The 19,094-nt window shown below is 58.1% G+C and carries 18 protein-coding genes; 7 read left to right on the top strand and 11 right to left on the bottom strand.

What is annotated here, in order from left to right:
* Positions 1 to 20: 20 nt before the first annotated feature.
* The 5 genes from secD to H567_RS0101595 all read right to left on the bottom strand — a co-directional run bounded on the left by secD (position 21) and on the right by H567_RS0101595 (position 4,503).
* Complete coding sequence (gene secD / locus H567_RS0101575) at positions 21 to 1,622, bottom strand: protein translocase subunit SecD (RefSeq protein ID WP_028320049.1); 1,602 nt, start codon at positions 1,620 to 1,622, stop codon at positions 21 to 23.
* 67 nt (positions 1,623 to 1,689) lie between these two features.
* A complete protein-coding gene (gene yajC, locus H567_RS0101580) occupies positions 1,690 to 2,010 on the bottom strand; it encodes a preprotein translocase subunit YajC (protein WP_035252997.1) in 321 nt (106 codons plus the stop codon).
* Positions 2,010 to 3,131: a tRNA guanosine(34) transglycosylase Tgt gene (tgt, locus tag H567_RS0101585; RefSeq protein WP_051184380.1), complete on the bottom strand. Its 1,122-nt coding sequence runs from the start codon at positions 3,129 to 3,131 to the stop codon at positions 2,010 to 2,012. The genes yajC and tgt overlap by 1 nt, the downstream gene beginning before the upstream one ends.
* A 79-nt stretch (positions 3,132 to 3,210) precedes the next feature.
* Positions 3,211 to 4,263, bottom strand: a complete 1,053-nt coding sequence (gene queA, locus H567_RS0101590) for a tRNA preQ1(34) S-adenosylmethionine ribosyltransferase-isomerase QueA (protein ID WP_035252999.1) — start codon at positions 4,261 to 4,263, stop codon at positions 3,211 to 3,213.
* A 54-nt stretch (positions 4,264 to 4,317) separates the two neighbouring features.
* Positions 4,318 to 4,503: a DUF2065 domain-containing protein gene (locus H567_RS0101595; protein WP_028320053.1), complete on the bottom strand. Its 186-nt coding sequence runs from the start codon at positions 4,501 to 4,503 to the stop codon at positions 4,318 to 4,320.
* A gap of 861 nt (positions 4,504 to 5,364) precedes the next feature.
* Here H567_RS0101595 and alr point away from each other — a divergent pair.
* From alr to tatC, 6 genes are read left to right on the top strand one after another with little or no spacing between them, the layout of a single operon-like run.
* Complete coding sequence (gene alr, locus H567_RS0101600) at positions 5,365 to 6,480, top strand: alanine racemase (protein WP_028320054.1); 1,116 nt, start codon at positions 5,365 to 5,367, stop codon at positions 6,478 to 6,480.
* On the top strand, positions 6,477 to 8,153 hold the full coding sequence (argS, locus tag H567_RS0101605; protein WP_028320055.1) for an arginine--tRNA ligase: 1,677 nt from the start codon (positions 6,477 to 6,479) through the stop codon (positions 8,151 to 8,153). Before alr ends, argS begins: the two co-directional genes overlap by 4 nt.
* Before the next feature lie 12 nt (positions 8,154 to 8,165).
* On the top strand, positions 8,166 to 8,822 hold the full coding sequence (locus tag H567_RS22475) for an SPOR domain-containing protein (RefSeq protein ID WP_035253002.1): 657 nt from the start codon (positions 8,166 to 8,168) through the stop codon (positions 8,820 to 8,822).
* Entirely contained in the window at positions 8,822 to 9,319 is a 498-nt protein-coding gene (locus H567_RS0101615; protein ID WP_028320056.1) for an N-acetyltransferase, read from the top strand. Before H567_RS22475 ends, H567_RS0101615 begins: the two co-directional genes overlap by 1 nt.
* Before the next feature lie 36 nt (positions 9,320 to 9,355).
* The gene (gene tatA, locus H567_RS29995) at positions 9,356 to 9,721 is read left to right on the top strand and encodes a twin-arginine translocase TatA/TatE family subunit (RefSeq protein ID WP_051184382.1); all 366 of its coding nucleotides are present in this window, start codon (positions 9,356 to 9,358) and stop codon (positions 9,719 to 9,721) included.
* Positions 9,714 to 10,502 carry a twin-arginine translocase subunit TatC gene (gene tatC, locus H567_RS0101625; protein WP_028320057.1) on the top strand — a complete coding sequence of 263 codons (789 nt, stop codon included), beginning with the start codon at positions 9,714 to 9,716 and terminating at the stop codon, positions 10,500 to 10,502. The genes tatA and tatC overlap by 8 nt, the downstream gene beginning before the upstream one ends.
* Before the next feature lie 152 nt (positions 10,503 to 10,654).
* On the opposite strand, the gene H567_RS0101630 is transcribed toward tatC, so the two are convergent.
* The 5 genes from H567_RS0101630 to H567_RS0101650 all read right to left on the bottom strand — a co-directional run bounded on the left by H567_RS0101630 (position 10,655) and on the right by H567_RS0101650 (position 17,096).
* Positions 10,655 to 12,559: a penicillin-binding protein activator gene (locus H567_RS0101630; protein WP_028320058.1), complete on the bottom strand. Its 1,905-nt coding sequence runs from the start codon at positions 12,557 to 12,559 to the stop codon at positions 10,655 to 10,657.
* Positions 12,560 to 12,563: 4 nt separating this feature from the next.
* Positions 12,564 to 14,471, bottom strand: a complete 1,908-nt coding sequence (dnaK, locus tag H567_RS0101635) for a molecular chaperone DnaK (protein ID WP_028320059.1) — start codon at positions 14,469 to 14,471, stop codon at positions 12,564 to 12,566.
* Positions 14,472 to 14,535: 64 nt separating this feature from the next.
* Entirely contained in the window at positions 14,536 to 15,141 is a 606-nt protein-coding gene (gene grpE, locus H567_RS22485) for a nucleotide exchange factor GrpE (protein WP_035253006.1), read from the bottom strand.
* Between the two features lie 411 nt (positions 15,142 to 15,552).
* On the bottom strand, positions 15,553 to 16,179 hold the full coding sequence (locus tag H567_RS0101645) for a response regulator (protein WP_028320060.1): 627 nt from the start codon (positions 16,177 to 16,179) through the stop codon (positions 15,553 to 15,555).
* A 5-nt stretch (positions 16,180 to 16,184) separates the two neighbouring features.
* Entirely contained in the window at positions 16,185 to 17,096 is a 912-nt protein-coding gene (locus H567_RS0101650; RefSeq protein ID WP_028320061.1) for a phosphoribosylaminoimidazolesuccinocarboxamide synthase, read from the bottom strand.
* Positions 17,097 to 17,504: 408 nt separating this feature from the next.
* Here H567_RS0101650 and H567_RS29760 point away from each other — a divergent pair, with 408 nt between their 5' ends.
* A complete protein-coding gene (locus tag H567_RS29760; protein WP_279614960.1) occupies positions 17,505 to 17,627 on the top strand; it encodes a hypothetical protein in 123 nt (40 codons plus the stop codon).
* Here H567_RS29760 and H567_RS26830 read toward each other — a convergent pair.
* Entirely contained in the window at positions 17,620 to 18,993 is a 1,374-nt protein-coding gene (locus H567_RS26830; RefSeq protein WP_028320062.1) for a lytic transglycosylase domain-containing protein, read from the bottom strand. The genes H567_RS29760 and H567_RS26830 overlap by 8 nt on opposite strands.
* Positions 18,994 to 19,094 lie beyond the last annotated feature (101 nt).

Consider the following 19,094-nt stretch of genomic DNA (forward strand, 5'->3'; position numbering starts at 1 on the left):
TCAATGACTCCCGCAATGATTTAGATGCTGAGCTTTTTCATGCGCTTCTGGACGTAGAGCAGATCGAAGATGATCCGGGTCACGAAGATCGCGGTAAAGAGACTGGCAACGATGCCGATGCTCAGGGTGACGGCGAACCCGCGCACGGGTCCGGTCCCGAACTGAAACAGGATCAGTGCGCCGATGAGGGTGGTAACCTGGGCGTCGAGGATCGTCACCAGAGCCTTTCCGTAGCCGGCCTCGATGGCGGCGCGGGGCGTCTTCCCCAGGCGCGATTCTTCCCGGATACGTTCGAAGATCAGCACGTTGGCATCCACCGACATGCCGATGGTCAGGATGATCCCGGCGATGCCCGGCAGCGTGAGGGTAGCGCCGAAAAAGGAGAGCCCCGCCATGATGAAGATCATGTTCAAGACAAGGGCAAGATCGGCGATCAGGCCGGAGAGATTGTAGTAAACGGCCATGAACAGGATGACGATCAGTCCGCCGATCAGCATGGATTTGATCCCTTTCTGGATGGAATCCATTCCCAGAGAAGGTCCTACGGTCCTTTCCTCGAGGATCTTCACGGGTGCGGGCAGGGCGCCGGCCCGCAAAACGATGGCGAGGTCCTTCGCCTCATCCATGGTGAATCGGCCGGTAATCTGGGCTTTGCCGCCGGCGATCTTGTCCTGGATGACCGGGGCGGAATAGACGTTGTTGTCCAGGACGATGGCCAGCCGCTTCTTGATGTTTTCTCCGGTGATCTGCTCGAAGAGCCTGGCGCCGCGGGTATCGAAAGACAGGGAAACGTAAGGTTCGTTGTACTGGCTGTCAATGGCGACACGGGCATCCGTGATGTACTCTCCGGTCAGGGCCGCCCTTTTCTTGAGCAGGTATGGAATTCGGCGCCGGTCCGGCGAAACCGTGGCAGGAGGGCTCTCATAGAGGATCTCGCTCCCGGGCGGGATGTTCCCCTCGAGGGCTTCATCCAGACTGTGGTCTTCGTCCACCAGTTTGAATTCGAGAAGCGCGGTCTTGCCGATCAATTCGATCGCCCGTTTGGGATCGCTGACACCGGGCAGCTGCACCAAGATCCGGTGGTCTTCCTGGGGGCGGATTTCGGGTTCTGTGACGCCGAACTGATCGATCCGGTTCCGGATGGTCTCCAGGGCCTGATCGACCGCCATCTCCTTGATGCGCTTGCGGGCGTTTGTGTGGAGGATCAACAGCATGACGGGATGGCCGTCTTCTTCTCCGCCTGCCTTGATATCGAAATCGGAATAGATCATCCCGACGGTGTCCCTGAAGGTTTGGACGTCTTCTGCGCGCATCATCACGACCTTTATCCCCTCGAGACCGGTTCGTTCGATCGCCTGATAACGGAGCTTCTCCTTCCGCAGATCGCCCTTCAACTCTTCGACAGTCCGCTCCAGGTGGCTTTCCACGGCTTTATCCACTTCCACTTCCAGGACCAGATGGATGCCCCCCTGTAAATCGAGACCCAGGCGGATGCGATCATCGGGGAGGACCCGCGACCACCAGTCCGGGAGGGTGCTCGTGAGAGAAGGGGTCAGATAGATCAAGGCCGCCAACAGGACGAGCCCAGCCAATGCGCTACGCCAACTCAAGCTTTTTGACACGGTTTACTCCTGGTCGTTCGAGAAATGCGATGTCGCCCGGCAGCCGGAAAGGCTGCGTCGGCGGATCCTAGGCCGACTCTCTGCCGATGATTCCGGCAACGGATCCTCTAGATATCTTGACCCGCACCTTGGGGGCGATTTCGATCGTGACGGCGTCGTCTGCCAGGCCGGTGACGACACCATGCAATCCGCCCGCACTCACCACGCGGTCGCCTCTCTTGATGGATGCGAGAAGCTGCTTGTGCTGCTTCGCCTTTTTCTGCTGAGGACGAATCAACAGAAAATAGAAGATTACGAACATCAGGATCAAGGGGATAAAGGCGCCGAAGCCTCCTCCCTGTCCGCCGCCTGTGCCGTCCGTCCCCATTGCATAGGCCAAAAAATCCATTAGGCATCCTCCTTTTGGTTGATCTCCTGAGATTGATAAAACCACTTTCTGAACGAGAGCATTTGCTCCGCCTCGATCGCTTTTCTGATCTCCCGCATGAGATCGATATAATAAGCGAGATTATGTATCGTATTCAATCTGTAAGCAAGCAACTCCCGTGCCATGAAAAGGTGTCGCAGATAGGCCCGTGAATAATGCCTGCAGGTGTAACAACTGCAGTTGGGATCGAGAGGCCTGTCGTCGTCGGCATAACGTGCGTTCTTGATGGCCACGCGGCCGACCGACGTGAACAGGGTGCCGTTCCTGGCATTGCGTGTGGGCATGACGCAGTCGAACATGTCGACGCCGAGGCAGACAGCCTCCACGAGATCCGCGGGGGTCCCGACGCCCATGAGATAGAGCGGCTTTTCCTCGGGAAGGAAAGGCCGCGCAGCCTGGATGACGGCCAGCCTGGTTTCTGCATCCTCGCCCACCGAAAGGCCGCCGAGGGCGTAGCCGTCGAAACCGAGGGCGACCAGTTCCCGGGCGCTCATGGCGCGCAGATCAGGGAACATCCCTCCCTGAACAATCCCGAAGAGGGCCCCCTCTCCGGGCTCTTTGCGGGTTGCACATCGCTCGGCCCAACGAGTCGTGCGTTTGACGGCGTCCAGCACATCATCATAGGCCGCCGGAAAGGGCACGCATTCGTCGAAGGTCATCATGATATCCGACCCCAGCGCCTGCTGGATCTCCATGGCCTTTTCCGGACCCAGGAAGTGGCGGGACCCGTCGATGTGCGACTGGAAGACGACGCCGTCGGGTGAAACGGTTCGCAGCCGGGCCAGGCTGTAAACCTGGAAGCCGCCGCTGTCGGTCAGAATGGGCCGGTTCCAGTGCATGAAGCGGTGCAGCCCGCCGAGGCGGCCGATAAGGTCGTGGCCGGGGCGGAGGTACAGGTGATACGTGTTGGCGAGGATGATTTCCGCACCAAGCTCTTCCAGTTCTTCCGGGGAGACCGCCTTTACGGATGCCTGGGTTCCGACCGGCATGAAAACGGGGGTTTCGATCTTCCCATGGGCGGTCTCCAGACAGCCGATCCGCCCTTGGCATTCCCGGGATCGGTGTTGGATGCTGAATCTCAAGAAGAATACGCTCAGCAGGGCCGCTTCGAGCCAGGTCTCTCCGCGTGATGGAGCAGGCGGCTGATATCATGCCGGCTTGTCACAGGATCAGCATGGCGTCCCCGTAACTGTAAAACCGGTACCCGTCCTCAACGGCCTTCTTGTAAGCCCTCCGAATGATGTCGTTCCCGGCGAATGCACAGACCAGGAACAAAAGTGAACTTTTCGGCAGATGAAAATTGGTGATCAAGGCGTCGACGCACCTGAACGGATATCCGGGTGTAATCAGGAGGCGCGTCCGGCCTTCGCCAGGGCGAATGGATCCGTCTGCCAGCGCAGCTGTTTCGAGCGCCCTCACAACGGTGGTGCCGACTGCCACGACCCGGCCTCCGCGTTGTCTTGTTCTCGCTATAGCCTCCGCGGTGTCGGCCTCGATCCGAAAATACTCCTCGCCCAGGACGTGGCGGCGGATATCCTGGGTTCTAACCGACTGAAAGGTCCCGAATCCCACGTGCAGAGTCAGGGGGGCGACTGCCACGCCTTTTTCCTCGATCCTTCCAATCAGCTCCCGGGTGAAGTGAAGTCCTGCCGTGGGAGCGGCGACGGCACCTTTCCGCGCAGCATAGACCGTTTGATATCTTTCGACATCCAGGGCGGCAAGCGTATCGGGCGAGGTGCGCTTGATGTACGGAGGCAACGGCACCCTTCCGCGCTCTTCGATCAGCTTCTCGAGGGCTTCAGGGGAGTCGAACCGGATCACCACAACCCCGTTTCCCTGGACCTCTTCCACTACCCCGCTGACCTGATCGTCCAGCAGGATCAGGCCGCCGATTTGGGGTGGTTTGGATGATTTCAACAAACAAAGCCGGGCAGCCGCTGGTTTTCCGTCCTCGTCGTGTTCCAGAACCAGCAATTCAACCCGGCCGCCGGTATCCTTTTTCCCTTCCAGACGGGCGGGTACGACACGGGTATCGTTTAGGACCAGCAGATCCCCCGGGCTGAGCTGCTCGGGGATATCATGGAAATGCCGGTCGCGGATCGCCCCGCTCCTGCGGTCGAGCACCAGAAGCCGAGAGGCGTCTCTTCTCTTGCTGGGGACCTGAGCGATCAATCCTGCCGGCAAATCGAAATTGTAGTCATCCAGATCAAACATTGATTATATTAAACGCGAAATTCTAAAAGAGCTTTGGTTCAAAGTCAAATGCTTTTATTCATTGAAGAGATACGCCAACAGCAGACCCACGCACATCGAAAGCAGGCCCAGGATTCGAAGCTGGCCGTCCGGAATCTTCTGGATGGCTGCCATCCACGATTTCATCTTATCCGGGCAAGCGAAATAGGGGAGGCCCTCCACGATCATCAGCAGTCCTATAAGGCAGAAAAACCATCTCATCCTGGATACCTTGTGCCCACTCGGGACGGGTGCTTTCTGCCGATCTCGGCATCGATTTTCACGCCTGTCCGTGCGGCGACCTGCAGGCCGCCGCACGGACAGGCTCTCGGTTTCATGGGTATCGGCAGGAAATCCTCATCCCGGGTTGGAATTCCCGCCGTGCTGGATAAACATCATCCGGATAGAAACGAGTTGTCCAAGGGGGCTGGCGCAGTGGTTCCGGGATGTCATCCGCACTCCTGCAAGGGGCGGGGGTGTGCCCTTACTCCATGGGCCCCGGGCATCGGAGCTGCAGCATCGCGCAACGGGCTCCTGATGAGGCCGATCCAAATGCCGGATCATGATAGAGATGGAATCGGGGGCTGTCAAGGTTGTACCGGATGCGTGCTGCAATTGCGCTTGAACTCTGTTTGAAGATCAGTTAGCTTGTTCCCAGCCTGGAGGTGGCCTCTCTTGCCAATCTTGGCCTCGATCGGCCCGTTTGCTTGTGCGGCGACCTACAGGTCTCCTCCGGGCAAACGCTTGTGTCCCCTGACATGGGCAGAACCGGGAGCCGCTCCGGATAGGCGGGACTGAGCACCCGAAGGGTGTTAAGAAAATTCCTCGTTTCCAGATTGTAGGGGTGTTGCATAGGATGCTCTTTTCCGGATGGAGGAAGGTTTGTGGCCATCCGGTCAGTGTTTGCCCGGAGCAGGGTTCCAATCCGGAAGAAGGGGTTTGATCGAGGCTTTGGAAGCCAGGCATTCGCTCAAAGGCGAACCGGGAGGATCGCCTTTTTGGGGTGATCCGAGTCGGGACTGACGGGAATAAGCCCACTTGAGTTATGAAAACGGCACAATGCCGCATCGGAGATTGGGCGGAATGGAGACTCGAGGCCGACCGAACCGGGTGTTGATCGATCTGAAAGCGCTTGAGGAGAATTTCCAGCGGGTAAGGGATGCCGCTGGGCCTCATGCGCGGATCCTGGCAGTCGTCAAGTCGGATGCGTACGGCCATGGAATGGTCCCTGTGGCGCGCACCCTCCTGGGCTGCCGGGTCGACAGCCTGGGTGTCGCTTTTCTGCAGGAAGGCATCGAACTGAGAGAAGCGATCCCGGGTACTTTCCCCGTGGTGCTCCTCTGCGGGCTTTGCTCGAGGGATGAGGCGTCTGCCGCGGTGGACCTGGATCTGACGCCCGTGATCTTCGATATGGATATGCTGGAAGTCCTCGATCAGGAAAGCGGACGAAAGGGTAGGATCACCGGCTTCCAGTTGAAGGTTGACACCGGCATGGGGCGTTTGGGCATTCGGCCGGCCGATACGGCTGCCTTTCTGGACGGGGTGCGGCGGATGCGGTTCCTGTCGCTGCAGGGGCTCATATCCCACTTTTCATCCGCAGGAGAGGAAGACCGGACCTTTACCGAGAAACAGATCGCCTGTTTCGAGGACGTGCTGAATACCGCCCGTTCGATGGGCTATACCCTCCCTCTGAACAATATCGCCAACAGCGCCGGGATGACGCTTTACCCCGAATCGATTTCCGGCATGGTCCGGCCCGGTATACTGCTGTACGGGGGAAGTGCGGGTCAACCTGCCTTCAAACCGGTCATGCGCTTCAGGGGACAGGTCATTCAGGTCAAGAGAGTGCCCGCCGGCACCCCGATCAGCTATGGGAGGACGTATTACACCCCGGCGCCTGCAACGCTTGCGGTGCTCTCCGCCGGATATGCCGACGGTTTGCCCCGCAGACTTTCGAACCGGGGTTTTGTGCTCCTCCAAGGCCGAAGGGTGCCTGTGGTGGGTACGGTATGCATGAATCTCACGATATGCGATGCAAGTCTTTGCGGCGATGTCCGTCCTGGCGATGAGGCTGTTTTTCTGGGGTCCCAGGGTGAAGCCGTCATTACATGCGATGAAATGGCCGAATGGGCAGGGACCATCTCGTACGAAATCCTCTGTTCAATAGGATCGCGCCATCAAAGGGAATTTCTGGAATGAAAAGCAGGATTGAACAGGTACTGAAAGACACGATTGCGGATTGCTTCGAGAAAGGCCTTTTGAAGGAAACCCCGCTGCCCGGCTATGTCATCGAAGTCCCCAATAACCCGGATCATGGCCATTTCGCCACCAATCTGCCCATGACCCTCGCCTCTTCCCAGCGGCGCCCCCCGCGGGATATTGCGGCCGTCATCCTGCAGAACGTGAAGGATGAATCCGGCCTTATCGATCGCCTGGAGGTGGCTGGACCCGGATTCCTCAACTTCTGGGTCCGCTCCACCGAATGGCACGGCTTCCTCGCCCGTATCCTGGAGGAAAGAGAGGACTTCGGGCGCTGCTCTCTCGGTCAGGGCCTGCGGGTGCTGGTGGAGTTCGTCAGCGCCAACCCGACCGGCCCCCTTCACCTGGGACATGGGCGTGGGGCGGCGCTCGGCGACACCTTGTGCAGGATTTTGGAATGCTGCGGGTATGACGTGGAGCGCGAGTTCTATATCAACGATGCCGGCCAGCAGATTCAGATGCTCGGGAGGTCCATTTACAGTCGCGTTAAACAAAGATCCGACCCGGCCTATCCCTTCCCGGAGAAGGGATATCACGGGGATTATATCCGTGATCTGGCCGAAACGGTCGGCAGCAGGGTGCCGATCGATGAGATGCCCGAAGAGGAGGCTTGCACCTACTGTGCCCAGGCGGGCAAGGAGATCATGCTGGAGGAGATCCGCAGGGATCTGAATGCCTTCCGGGTCCGGTTCGATGTCTGGTACCCTGAGAGCGAGTTGTTTCAATCCGGGATGCTCGATGCCACGCTCCAGGCATTGAAGAACAGCGGCAAACTCTACGAACAGGATGGGGCCCTCTGGATCAGGACGACCGAGTTCGGCGACGACAAGGACCGGGTGCTTCGCAAGGGAGACGGCCAATTCACCTATTTCGCATCGGACATCGCCTACCACCTCCAGAAGCGGGCGCGGGGTTTCGACAAGGCCATCAATCTCTGGGGGGCGGATCACCACGGCTATGTCCCCCGGATCCAGGCGGCGTTGCAGGCCCACGGGCTGCCGTCCGACTGGCTCTCCGTCATGCTGATCCAGTTGGTGAAACTCTGGAAGGGCGGCCAGGAGATGAAGATGTCCAAGCGCGCCGGCTCCTACGTCACCCTAGAAGAGCTCCTCGCCGAGGTGGGTGTGGATGCCGCCCGCTTCGTATTCTTGACTAAAAGCCACGACTCCTCCCTGGATTTCGATGTGGATTTGGTCAAGAAGCAGGACAGCGACAACCCCGTCTACTATGTCCAGTATGCCCATGCCAGGATCTGCAGCATCTTCAGAAAAGCCGAGGAATCCCGTCTCGAGCGGCTGCCGGTCGTCCGTACGGGTCTCGATCGACTGATGCTGGAGGAGGAAACGGGCCTCATCCGGGCGATGGCCGAGTTCCCCGTTCTGTTGGAGGATATCTGCCGGTCGCTGGAGCCCCATCGTCTGACCTATTATCTGACCGACCTGGCCGCCAGGTTTCACAAATATTTCAATCTGGGGACGAAGCACCTGGATTGCCGGGTCGTAGGGGACGACACCCTCGTGAGCCAGCAGCGGCTTCACCTCGTGGATGCCATCAGAATCACGCTGGCAAATGGTTTGAGGCTTCTCGGTGTCGAATCGCCGGAGAGGATGTGATCGGCAAAGGATATGTCTTCCAGCAGGGGATCCAAAAAGGCCAAGAAAAGATACCGTCTCGAGCTGGGGTTCGGTGCTTTTCTTTTTTGGACAGCCGGGCTGCTGGTTCTGCTCGGCTGGATCTTCGTTTTGGGGATCATGGTGGGGCGGGGGGACGGCCCCGGGTTTTTGAAAGATTTTCTGCCCAGGGAGCAGCCCGGTGTGCCGCTCGCGCGCGAAGCCGGGCCTGTCTCCCAGGCGGCGATTCCGCCGTTGAACGAAGAGGCCGAGGATCCGGAGCTGCGTTTCTATGGGGAACTGGCTTCAAAGAAGGCGAAGACCGCCAAGGAGAAAGGTAAGCTTCAAAAGGATTCGTCTCCGGCTGCATCCAAGGCGGCGCTAAAACCGTCTTCTCCTGCTGCTGCTCCTCCTCCGATGGCTCCTAAGGAGGGCGTAGGCTATGTGGTCCAGGTGGCCTCGCTCGACACGGAAGAAGGGGCTGCTGAAATGGTCGAGCGATTGCTTGGAAAAGGATTTCGGGCCTATTTCACCAGAGCGTCGGTCAATGGGAGGGTGTATTACCGGGTCAGGGTCGGCCCTTTTACGGGCGCGGCTGATGCCAAGCGCTCCATGCAGGAATTGGCGGGGAAAGAAGGATTGGACGGATTCTTGATGGAAACGGGGCTCTGATGGAAACCGACATGCACCTCAGGAAGGCCAGAACGGGAGACGTTCACGCCATCTACGACATCCTTACGCACTATGCCAAGCAGGGGCTTCTTCTTCAGAGGCCTTTGAGCGAACTATATGATCACCTGAGGGATTATGTCGTGCTCGAGCGCTCCGAGGCGGGAGAGAGCTCTGGTTCTTCCTCCGGTTTCGAGGTCGTGGGGGTTTGCGGCCTGGGGGTCTGCTGGGAGGATCTGGCCGAGGTCCGGTCCCTCGCTGTCTTGGAGGCCTATCGGGAGCACGGGCTGGGGCTGAAGCTGGTGGAGGCCTGCCTCGAGGAGGCACGAGTGTTGGGGTTGAAAAGGGTCTTTACCCTGACCTATGTCCCGGATTTTTTCGGGAAGATAGGGTTCCAGGTCGTCGACAAGGCGGTTCTGCCACACAAGGTCTGGGCGGATTGCCTCAAGTGCCCCAAGTTTCCGGATTGCGACGAAATTGCGATGATGCGTGCTCTTTGACGCTCTTGCGGAGGGCGGTCCTTTAGGGGGTGTATTATGTTCGGCATCGGAATGCCGGAATTGATCATTATTCTGGTTATCGCGTTGATTGTCATCGGGCCCAAGAAGCTCCCTGATCTGGCCAGGGCGCTGGGGCGTGGAATGGCCGAGTTCAGAAAGGCGACCCAGGAGATCAAGGAAAGCCTGGCGGTGGATGAAGAGCTTGAATCCGTGAAAAAGGACCTCGTCGATGGGGTGAGCGGGCTGAACGGGAAGCCTGGACCGGAGGAGAGCAAAAAACCTGCTTACGAAGGGTACGATCAAATGGTCGAGGACTACCGGCAGTCGAAAGAAGAGGCCGGACGCAGCGACGAAACGCAGCCTGCGAGGGAGAAGAATTCGGGGTCGACAACCGATGGATGAGGATGTGAAGCAGCCTTTTATGGGCCATCTGGAGGAGTTGCGGCAACGACTGATCATTTGTGCCATTGCCGTGGGCGTCGGGTTTGTGGGCGCCTATTTTTTTGCGGAGCAGCTCTTTCAGTTGTTGATCCGCCCCCTCAAGGCGGTGATGCCCGAGGGTGAACAGCTCATTTTTACGAATCTGCCCGAGATGTTTTTCACCTATCTCAAGGTTTCTTTCGTGACGGGCCTTCTGGCTGCCGCGCCCGTCATCTTTTACGAACTCTGGCTTTTCATCGCACCGGGGCTCTATCACAACGAGCGGCGCTATGTCATCCCTTTCGCCCTTTCATCGACGGTGCTCTTTGTCGGAGGCGCGCTTTTCGGTTATTTTGTCGTGTTCCCCTTCGGATTTCAGTTCTTTGTCGGATTTTCGAATGAGTATGTCAAGGCTTTGCCCTCCGTACGGGAATATTTCTCTTTTTCGATCAAATTGCTGTTGGCCTTCGGATTGGTCTTCGAGCTTCCCGTAGTGATCTTTTTTCTTTCCCGTCTGGGTGCCGTCACACCGGAAATTCTCAGGAAAAAACGTAAGTATGCGATTCTCCTGACGTTTGTTGCCGGAGCAATCCTGACGCCCCCCGATGTCATCACACAATGCATGATGGCGGTTCCTTTGATTATGCTCTACGAAGTGAGTATCGTCATATCGAAATTTGCCCAGAAAAAAAAGGAGGCAGCCGCCGGCGATTCCGAGGCGGGTGTTGATAGGAAGGAAGAAAAGCCGAACGAACCCGTTTAGAACGCTGTTGAAAAACACCCGTCTTCTGCGCAACACTCGTTCCGTGTCACTGCGGCGCGCACATAGAGTCCGCCTCATCCCGCGGCTTCGCAAACCCTTGCATCCGGCTGTTTTTCAACAGCGTTCGCCCGACGGATTTTTCAACAGGCTGTTTAGGGGAGGGGTACCGTTCGATCCCCCTGGATGGTCAGCAGGAAGGGCGCCTTGTCCACCTCGCCGTTTTGCCTGAAGCGGGTCTCACCCGTAACGCCATCGAAAGGGTGCATCTCGATCAGCGCCCTCCTCAGATCGTCACGGTTTTGGACGTTCCCTTGCTGAAGCACCTCCGAGAGGAGCTTCACCGTATCATACCCTGTCGCAGCGAGGAGATCCGGGGTTTTCATAAAGGTGCTCTGATAACTCGAGACGAAGGCCTGTGTCCGGGGGCGGGCGTTAGCGGCATAAAAGCCCGCCGGGAAAACGCATCCCTGGATGTAATCCCCAGCCAGAGAAATGAGTTGAGGTGATTGCCACAGGCTGGTGCCTAGGAGCCGGACCCCGGAGATGTTGTGATAGACGAGTTGCGGTGCGATCATGGCGACGCTCTGAGCATTGTCCGGGATGAACACGGCTTCGAAGCGGAGTGCGGGAAGGGTGTTCTTGCCGTCTTTGGAGCGTGTTTTTGCAGCTGCGATGCCCCCGAGTTTCAGGATTTGTTCCGAAAAATCGGTTTGCCCCGGTCTGTAGGACTCCATGCCCGTCACCTCGCCCCCGTTCAAGTTGACCTGCTCCCAGAAAAGCTCCGAGAGGGTTCTTCCGTAGGGGTTGTCGGGAAAAAGCACGGCGAACCTGTGCAGGCCCAAATCCTTGAAGGCCTTTGAGACGAGGCTTTCCACCTCCTGGCGGGGGGTTGACATATTACGGAAGACCCATTCCCCGAGATCGGCGATTCCTTCTTTCTGGGTCAGGGTGATGACCGGGGTATGGAATTCTTGGGCACGCGCCGCCACAACAGAGGCGGTTTTGCTCGCCAATGGTCCGATGACGGCGATGACGTGCTCATTGTTCACCAATTGCTCCAGCCCGGCAAGGGCCTCTTCGGGGTTGGCTCCCGAGTCCCGGATCACTAGTTCGAACGGGGCGTTCTGTTCGGAGGACCCGAAAATACCCAGCGCGAGTTGCATCCCGTTCAGGACCTCCTGACCGTAAAGGCTGTATGGGCCGCTCAAGGGGAGCAGGCAGCCGACCAGATGGGACTTCACCCGGCGGGCCGATTCGATCCGTGCCAGCAGATCCTTCGCGTCTTCGATCATCTTTTGGTCGGGGCTTTGCGCTGCCAGGGCCTGGGCGAGGTCTGCAGCCTTTTCCAGATCGTGGTCTTCGAAATAGAGGATGGCCATCCGGTACTGGATCTTTTCTATGTGCTTCCTGTCGGTGGCAGACCGCATCATCTCTGCCAATTGGACGCGGTCGGCCCCGTTGATGGTCTCCAAGACCTTCGCCTGCACATGCGCTGTCGACTCCGTATCTCCCAGGAAAGCCGTTTCGGCCTGCAGATATCTGGAGAAAGCCTCCGGCAGGTTCCCCATCGCCCTCGAGTCCTCCGCAAGCAGCAGGAGCACCTGAGGACGCAAGGTGTGAACGGGGTAGAGTGTCAGCCATCGAAGCATTTCCTCCCGGGAGGAGGGGTAATCGCCCATGAGATACAGGACGCGGCCTAATTCATAGCGTGCCTCGGCGGCGGCAGGATATTCCCGCGTCGAGGTAAGAAGTCTGCGGTAGGATCCCACCGCCTTTTCATATTTCTCTTGCTGCGCATACAGTCGCCCCAACCGATGCAGGGACAAAGGCGCATAGGCGCCGCGAGGGTGTTCGGCCAGGTAGTGCTCATAGGTGCTGACAGCCGCGCTGGTTTGGCCGAGCTTTTCGTAGGATTCAGCCTGGGTGATCAGGGGCGGTTTTGCGGCGGGTTTCTCGGGGCCGGTCAAAGGCAACTGCGGCCGGCACGAGAAGAGCAAAAAGGCCATGCCCGCCAACAAGGCGAGCATGGCCTTTCGAATGGATGACAGAGGGATCATCGTTTTATTTTTTGACTTCCTCGAAATCGGCATCCACAACATCCTCGTCTTTTTGCCCGCCGGCTTGAGCCTCGCCTCCCTGGCCTCCTTCTTGGGCCTGCTGCTGACTGGCCTTCGCATACATGGCTTCGGCGAGTTTGTGGGAGCTTTGAGTCAGGGCTTCGCTCAATCGTTTGATCTCTTCGACATTATCCCCTTCCAGCGCTTTTTTCAAGTTTTCAATCGCCTGGTTGATGTCGGCTTTCGTGGACTCATCCACCTTGTCGCCGACCTCTTTGATGGATTTCTCGGTGCTGTAGATGAGGGAATCGGCCATGTTGCGGGCATCGACGAGTTCCCTTTTCCGTTTGTCTTCATCCGCGTGCAACTCAGCGTCCTTGATCAGTTGGTTGATTTCCTCATCCGAGAGTCCGCTGGAGGCTGTGATTTTGATCGACTGCTCTTTGCCGGTACCCATGTCCTTTGCGGAGACATTGACGATGCCGTTCGCGTCGATATCGAAGGTGACCTCGATCTGAGGCAGTCCTCGAGGCGCAGGGGGTATTCCGACCAATTGGAATCTCCCGAGCGTCTTGTTGCCGGAGGCCATCTCGCGTTCCCCCTGAAGCACGTGGATCTCGACCGCAGGCTGATTGTCCGCCGCTGTGGAGAAGATCTGGCTTTTCTTGGTCGGAATGGTCGTGTTTTTCTCGATCAGTTTGGTGAACACGCCCCCGAGCGTTTCGATCCCAAGGGAAAGCGGTGTGACGTCGAGCAGGAGAACGTCCTTCACGTCTCCTTTGAGCACGCCGCCCTGAATCGCCGCACCGATGGCGACCACCTCGTCGGGGTTCACCCCTTTGCTGGGTTCCTTGCCGAAAACCTCCCGAACCTTTTCCTGGACCTTCGGCATCCGGGTCATTCCGCCGACGAGAATGACTTCATCGACATCACTGGCCTTCAATCCCGCGTCTTTGAGCGCAGTCTGGCACGGGCCGACGATCTTCTGGATCAGGTCGTCCACCAATGCCTCGAGTTTGGAGCGGCCGAGCTTGATGTTCATATGCTTGGGGCCGCTTGCGTCCGCGGTGATGAACGGGAGGTTGATGTCGGTTTCCGTCGATCCGGACAGCTCCATCTTGGCCTTTTCGGCCGCTTCTTTCAGCCTCTGGAGCGCCATCTTGTCGTTACGCAGATCGATCCCCTGGTCTTTCTTGAATTCATTGGCCAGATAATCCACGATGCGCAGGTCGAAATCCTCACCGCCGAGATGAGTGTCGCCGTTGGTGGACTTCACCTCGAATACCCCCTCGCCGATCTCCAGGATGGATATATCGAAGGTTCCGCCTCCGAGATCGAAGACGGCGATCTTGCGGTCGCCCTTCTTGTCGAGCCCGTAGGCAAGAGAAGCCGCCGTCGGTTCATTGATGATCCGCTTGACTTCCAGACCGGCGATTTTGCCTGCGTCCTTTGTAGCCTGGCGCTGGCTGTCGTTGAAGTAGGCCGGCACCGTGATGACAGCCTCCGTCACCTTTTCACCCAAATAATCCTCGGCGGTCTGCTTCATCTTCTGGAGGATCATCGCCGAAATTTCCGCCGGGCTGTAATCCTTGCCCCTGATCGACACATGGGCGTCCGCGTTCGAAGCCTTGCTGATCTTGTACGGGAGAACGCCCAAGTCTTTCTGGACCTCGGCGGAGTCATATTTCCGGCCGATGAGCCGTTTGACAGCGAACACGGTGTTTTCCGGATTGGTGACGGCCTGGCGTTTGGCTGCCTGGCCGACCAGCCGCTCTCCGCTATCTGTAAAGGCGACGATGGACGGCGTCGTTCGCGAGCCCTCGGCGTTGGTGATGACCACTGGATCTCCGCCTTCCATGACGGCCACGCAAGAGTTGGTGGTACCGAGATCAATTCCTATGATTTTTGCCATTTCCCTGCCTCCTGATTTTCAAGCTCAATATTTTGAGACGAATACGGATCAGCCTTTATCGAGGTCAACCCTCGCTGTTTTTTTTGCTGACGACTACAGTAGCCGGTCTCACGAGTCTGTCGTTCAGCAGATAACCCTTTTGCAGTTCGTGAATGATGGTACGGGGTTCGACAGAGGCGTCTTCCTGTTCCGATATGGCATCGTGAAAGTGCGGGTCGAAAGGTTCCCCGAGCGCTTTGACCTCCGAAACCCCTTCCTTGTGCAGGGCGTCTTTCAGCCCTTTGAGGGTGAGATTTACGCCCTCGCGGAGCGCTTCCAGGGCCTTTTCGTCCTCTACATGAATCAGAGCGGTTTCGAGATTGTCAACAACCGGCAGGAGCCGCTTGATCAGGGATTCATTCCCAAAGCGCATCAGCCCCTCTTTTTCTTTCTGCGATCGTTTCTTGAGATTTTCGATCTCGGCTTGTGAACGGAGATAGAGGTCGAAATTCTTATCGGCCGCTTCCTGAACCTCCTTCAGTTTCTGAAGGAGTTCTTCACGGCTCATCTCTTCCGCCGGTTTCGAATCGGTTTTCGCTCCACCGCCCGCGAGTTCATCGGGCTCCGGGTGATGACCAGGCTCCTCGAGGGAAGCTTCCCGGTTGCGATCAGCCTCAGAGATATCGTTCATGCTTCCTTTCCGCTCTTATCTGTTGGATAGTTGAAACGCTGCCGCCGACGTCGCGGCCGACTCAAGGTAAACTGGGTTCTGCCGGGAAATCATTTCCGGATGGAAAGAAACCTAAGCATCTTGAAGGGTATGTCAAGGTGAAAAGCCGCAAGATTTTTCCCGCTTGCACAGGAATGAGCGGTGTTTCAGCGGCGGAATGAAAGGGGAGGCATGCCGGGCTGCAGACGGATGGGGGAATCGGAGGTGTTCACCCCCAACGAAAACCCCGGAGGAAGCCCTTGAGACGGCTGCTGCGGAGGCAGCGGAAACCGGGCTGCTCCGGGTGACATGTACAATCGGGGACAGGCCGCCGCACAAGCAAACGCACAGATGAACGCCAAGATGAGCAAAAAGCCCTTTTCCGGAGGGGAATTACGGAAGATTCGGGGATATACGGGCTTCGAGTTCCTGAAGAAGGGCAGGCGCAAAGGTCCGCGTCAGCGAGCGGGTTTCTTCGTCCGTCGAGCCGGTCGGCTTGATGAAAAGTCCGTCGGCGCCGGCCTTGAAAAGGGCCACGGCATCGTTGATCAGGGATTTACGCGTATAGAAGACAGCCGGAACCCCAGGATAGCGCTTTCTTGCCTGTTCGAGGTTGTAAAGGCCGTATTTGCGGTTTTGACCGACGCGGGCGCACACTTCTTCGAAAAGGCGCCTCCAGCAGTCGACAATTGTGAAAAAGCGCTTCAAGTACTCGTTGGGGACATCCCCCGAAAAATCTTCAAGACCTCCGTATACGTGATCCAGGCCGGGAAAGCCGGCTGCTTTTCGCTCCACCTCATGCTTCGGCGTGATGGAAGGGGAGGCGACGGCTGGGTCTTGACCCCATAAATCCAGCAAAAACAGGGCGGGCGTCCGTTCGCCCAGGCACTCGCAAGCCTCTTTGAAGGTCTTGGCCTGCACGAACTCGAAGCGTGGGGCCCTCGGGGCGATCTCCTCCCTTACGAGGGCGTGTTCGAAGTCGGAATCGTCGATAAAACAGATGATCGGCCTTTTCTCCATGCCGTTTACCCTTTCGTGATCTCCGGAAGACCTTGGCCGGTGATTCTGTGCAGCGCCTCGAGGTATTTTTCCCTTGTCTTGAAGACGATCTCCTCCGGCAGGGGGGGCGGGGGCGGTTTTTTGGGCCACTTGATCGCGGTCAGGTAGTCGCGGAGAAACTGCTTGTCGAAGCTCTTCTGCGAGACCCCGGGCTTGTAGGCATCCATGGGCCAGAAACGGGACGAGTCGGGCGTCAGCACTTCGTCTATCAGGATGAGACGTCCGTCGACATGCCCGAATTCGAACTTGGTGTCGGCGACGATGATGCCGCGCTCAGCCGCAAGATCCCTCCCGTGCCGATAGATTTGAAGGCTTAGACGCCGGACGGACTCTGCGGTTTCCCTGCCGATGAGCCGGCTCGCTTCTTCGAAGGAGATATTTTCATCGTGCTGGCCGTCTTCGGCCTTGGTGGACGGCGTAAAAATGGCCTCCGGCAAGGGGGAGGATTCCACGAGCCCCGGCGGAAGCACGATGCCGCAGACACTCCCTTTATCTTGATATTCGGCCCAGCCGGAGCCGGACAGATACCCTCGGACGATGCACTCGACGGGGAGCGGCCGGGCCTTTTTGACCAGCATGCTGCGACCCTGCAGGTCTGCTGCGTAGGGCCGGCAGACCTCCGGGTAGAGGGAGGCGTCGGCGGTGATGAGGTGATGCTCGACCAGCGGTTCCAACTGCTTGAACCAAAAAAGGGAGAGGGCTGTGAGGATCTTCCCCTTGTCCGGGATAGGATCGGCCATAACGACGTCATAGGCCGAAATGCGGTCGCTGGCTACGATCAGCAGTTGGTCTTCGATTTCATAGACGTCCCGGACCTTGCCTCTCCGGAGAAGTTTGAGGTTGGGGAAGTCGCTTTCACGCACGATTTGGTCAGCCATCGGACAGGTCCCTCGTGTGGTTGGTTCGTTCGACAGGGCCGAAAAACCTTTCGGCCGTTTGTACCTTGGAAGCCGGCGTCCGGCATTTTTCGAAGCGCTACCTTTATGTTCAAATCGCTGCGGTGTCAAGCAACTTTTGAACAACAACCGGCCCCCCCCTGGCAGGAGAGACGCTTCTCCGGTTCGGAAGCCGTCCGGAAACCAGCTGTCGTCCATCCGCAAATAAAGCTTTGAAAACGAAACGGTGTCCATCCGGAAATGATTTCCCTGTAGAACCCGGTTTCCAATCCGGAAATGAGGATTTTTCTTCACACGTTACGCGTGCTCAGATCCACCGCTTCGCGGCGGGTCCCGGTTTCTTCACACCCTTCGGGTGCTCAGTCCCACCCCTGCGGGGCGGGTCCCGGTTTGGCCAATATCAAGGAAATCAAGCGTTTGTGCGGAGGCGACCTAGTGGTCGCCGCACAAGCAAACGTGCAGGTTGACGCCGAGATAGGCCAAAAGACCATTTCCGGGTTGGAAACTATCTGACGTTCCGAAACCTCTGGATATATTCGCGATAGAAAGACAGGACACGGTTCCGGAAGGTTACGGTTTCGGAGTACGGGGGTATCCCTGCATACTGCCGCACACGGTGCGGCCCTGCGTTGTACGCCGACAGCGCAAGGCTCATGTCGCCGTCGAAGTCCTTCAGGATCCCGCAGAAGTATTTCACGCCTTTGGCGATCGCCTTTTCGGGGTCCAGACGGTCATCCCTGCCGTGTTCGAGCAGTTCGTCCCGGTAACGCTCCAGCAGGACCGTGCGCTTTTTCTTCGCAGCCAGGGATTCCTGCATGAGAGCGCGGGCGCGGCGGGCGGCCGATAAATCGCCTTCGTCTTTGATTCGCTCCAGGATGTCCATGGCTTGACGACGCAAGCGTCTTTCTTCCGAAAGAAGGCGGGTAGCCTCATCGAAATAATCGGGCCTGAAAATGGTCTGCATCCCAAGACCCTCGCCGGTGGCGGGCATGATCTGTGTGAGGCCGGCTGCGCCGACATAGGAGACAGCGGATGGATTGAAGCTGGATTCACGCCGCATCAAGGCCATGAACAAGAGCGGATCGACGCATGGATCCTCCTTGGCAGTCAACTCGAAAAGCGGGCGCAGGCAGTTCGGGGCGGCATCCTGCACCCGCGCAAGAGTTGCCTGATGTGTGAGTGGATCCATGTCGCGGGAGGGGCGGTAAAGATCCAGATCCAGCTCTTTCTGCAAGGCATCCGGCGCCTTGGCGCGAAAGGCGTTGAAGACGGCGTTGACAAAGCGGACGTTCTCCGGTTTGAGGGGATCGCCGGCGTTCTTGAGGCCCCGGCAGCGGTTATAGACGTGGGCGAGGGAGTCCCGGAGGTTGCGGCCGTTCGTGTCCAGGGCTTGGCGGAGCAGATTCTCGAGCAGGTTCAGGACGAGGGGCTCTTTCAGACGGTCATCGTTTTCAAGAGTCAAGCGCGCCCGATAGGTCATCAAATGATTCCAGGCCGTGGATTTTTTCTGGTTGTAGGCTGCAGCTGCCCGGGCGGCCGCCCGGGCATGGCCATCCGGCTGGCCCTCCGTCTGATTCGTGAGGAGGCTCCGGCGTGCCTCCTGAAGGTCCTCCGCAGCCTCTTTCTGCAAGGCCACGGCGTTTTCGTAGAGGGGATGGACCAGGACCGTAAGCCCCAGGGAGCGGGCTGCCTCAGGAGTCAGGCAGAGCGGTCCTTCCTCGCCTTTGTAGGTGCCGTCGAGGAGGCTGGCCTGATGCTCTTTCAGGTTGAATGCGACGATATCCGTCTTCAGGATTTCGATGATTTCTGCAGCATTCGGCGCGCGGCCTGGTGAAAACAGAAAGAGGATGCATAGAAACAGCAAGATCCGGCAAATCATGGCACTCCCCCATCATCGGGGCAAGGGCCCCTCGATGAAAGCGTGATCGAGGCATCCAAAGGCGCCCGTTCTGATGGAAGCCTTCGGGCGCCCGATCACAT

Origin of the sequence: Desulfatiglans anilini DSM 4660 (assembly GCF_000422285.1) — a bacterium.
Classification (GTDB): domain Bacteria; phylum Desulfobacterota; class DSM-4660; order Desulfatiglandales; family Desulfatiglandaceae; genus Desulfatiglans; species Desulfatiglans anilini.

Excerpts from the sequence above, each read along its gene's own strand:
- yajC (WP_035252997.1), bottom strand. The coding sequence starts at position 2,010 with ATGGATTTTTTGGCCTATGCAATGGGGACGGACGGCACAGGCGGCGGA.
- queA (WP_035252999.1), bottom strand. The coding sequence starts at position 4,263 with ATGTTTGATCTGGATGACTACAATTTCGATTTGCCGGCAGGATTGATC.
- H567_RS0101595 (WP_028320053.1), bottom strand. The coding sequence starts at position 4,503 with ATGAGATGGTTTTTCTGCCTTATAGGACTGCTGATGATCGTGGAGGGC.
- alr (WP_028320054.1), top strand. The coding sequence starts at position 5,365 with ATGGAGACTCGAGGCCGACCGAACCGGGTGTTGATCGATCTGAAAGCG.
- argS (WP_028320055.1), top strand. The coding sequence starts at position 6,477 with ATGAAAAGCAGGATTGAACAGGTACTGAAAGACACGATTGCGGATTGC.
- H567_RS22475 (WP_035253002.1), top strand. The coding sequence starts at position 8,166 with ATGTCTTCCAGCAGGGGATCCAAAAAGGCCAAGAAAAGATACCGTCTC.
- H567_RS0101615 (WP_028320056.1), top strand. The coding sequence starts at position 8,822 with ATGGAAACCGACATGCACCTCAGGAAGGCCAGAACGGGAGACGTTCAC.
- tatA (WP_051184382.1), top strand. The coding sequence starts at position 9,356 with ATGTTCGGCATCGGAATGCCGGAATTGATCATTATTCTGGTTATCGCG.
- tatC (WP_028320057.1), top strand. The coding sequence starts at position 9,714 with ATGGATGAGGATGTGAAGCAGCCTTTTATGGGCCATCTGGAGGAGTTG.
- H567_RS0101630 (WP_028320058.1), bottom strand. The coding sequence starts at position 12,559 with ATGATCCCTCTGTCATCCATTCGAAAGGCCATGCTCGCCTTGTTGGCG.
- dnaK (WP_028320059.1), bottom strand. The coding sequence starts at position 14,471 with ATGGCAAAAATCATAGGAATTGATCTCGGTACCACCAACTCTTGCGTG.
- grpE (WP_035253006.1), bottom strand. The coding sequence starts at position 15,141 with ATGAACGATATCTCTGAGGCTGATCGCAACCGGGAAGCTTCCCTCGAG.
- H567_RS0101645 (WP_028320060.1), bottom strand. The coding sequence starts at position 16,179 with ATGGAGAAAAGGCCGATCATCTGTTTTATCGACGATTCCGACTTCGAA.
- H567_RS0101650 (WP_028320061.1), bottom strand. The coding sequence starts at position 17,096 with ATGGCTGACCAAATCGTGCGTGAAAGCGACTTCCCCAACCTCAAACTT.
- H567_RS26830 (WP_028320062.1), bottom strand. The coding sequence starts at position 18,993 with ATGATTTGCCGGATCTTGCTGTTTCTATGCATCCTCTTTCTGTTTTCA.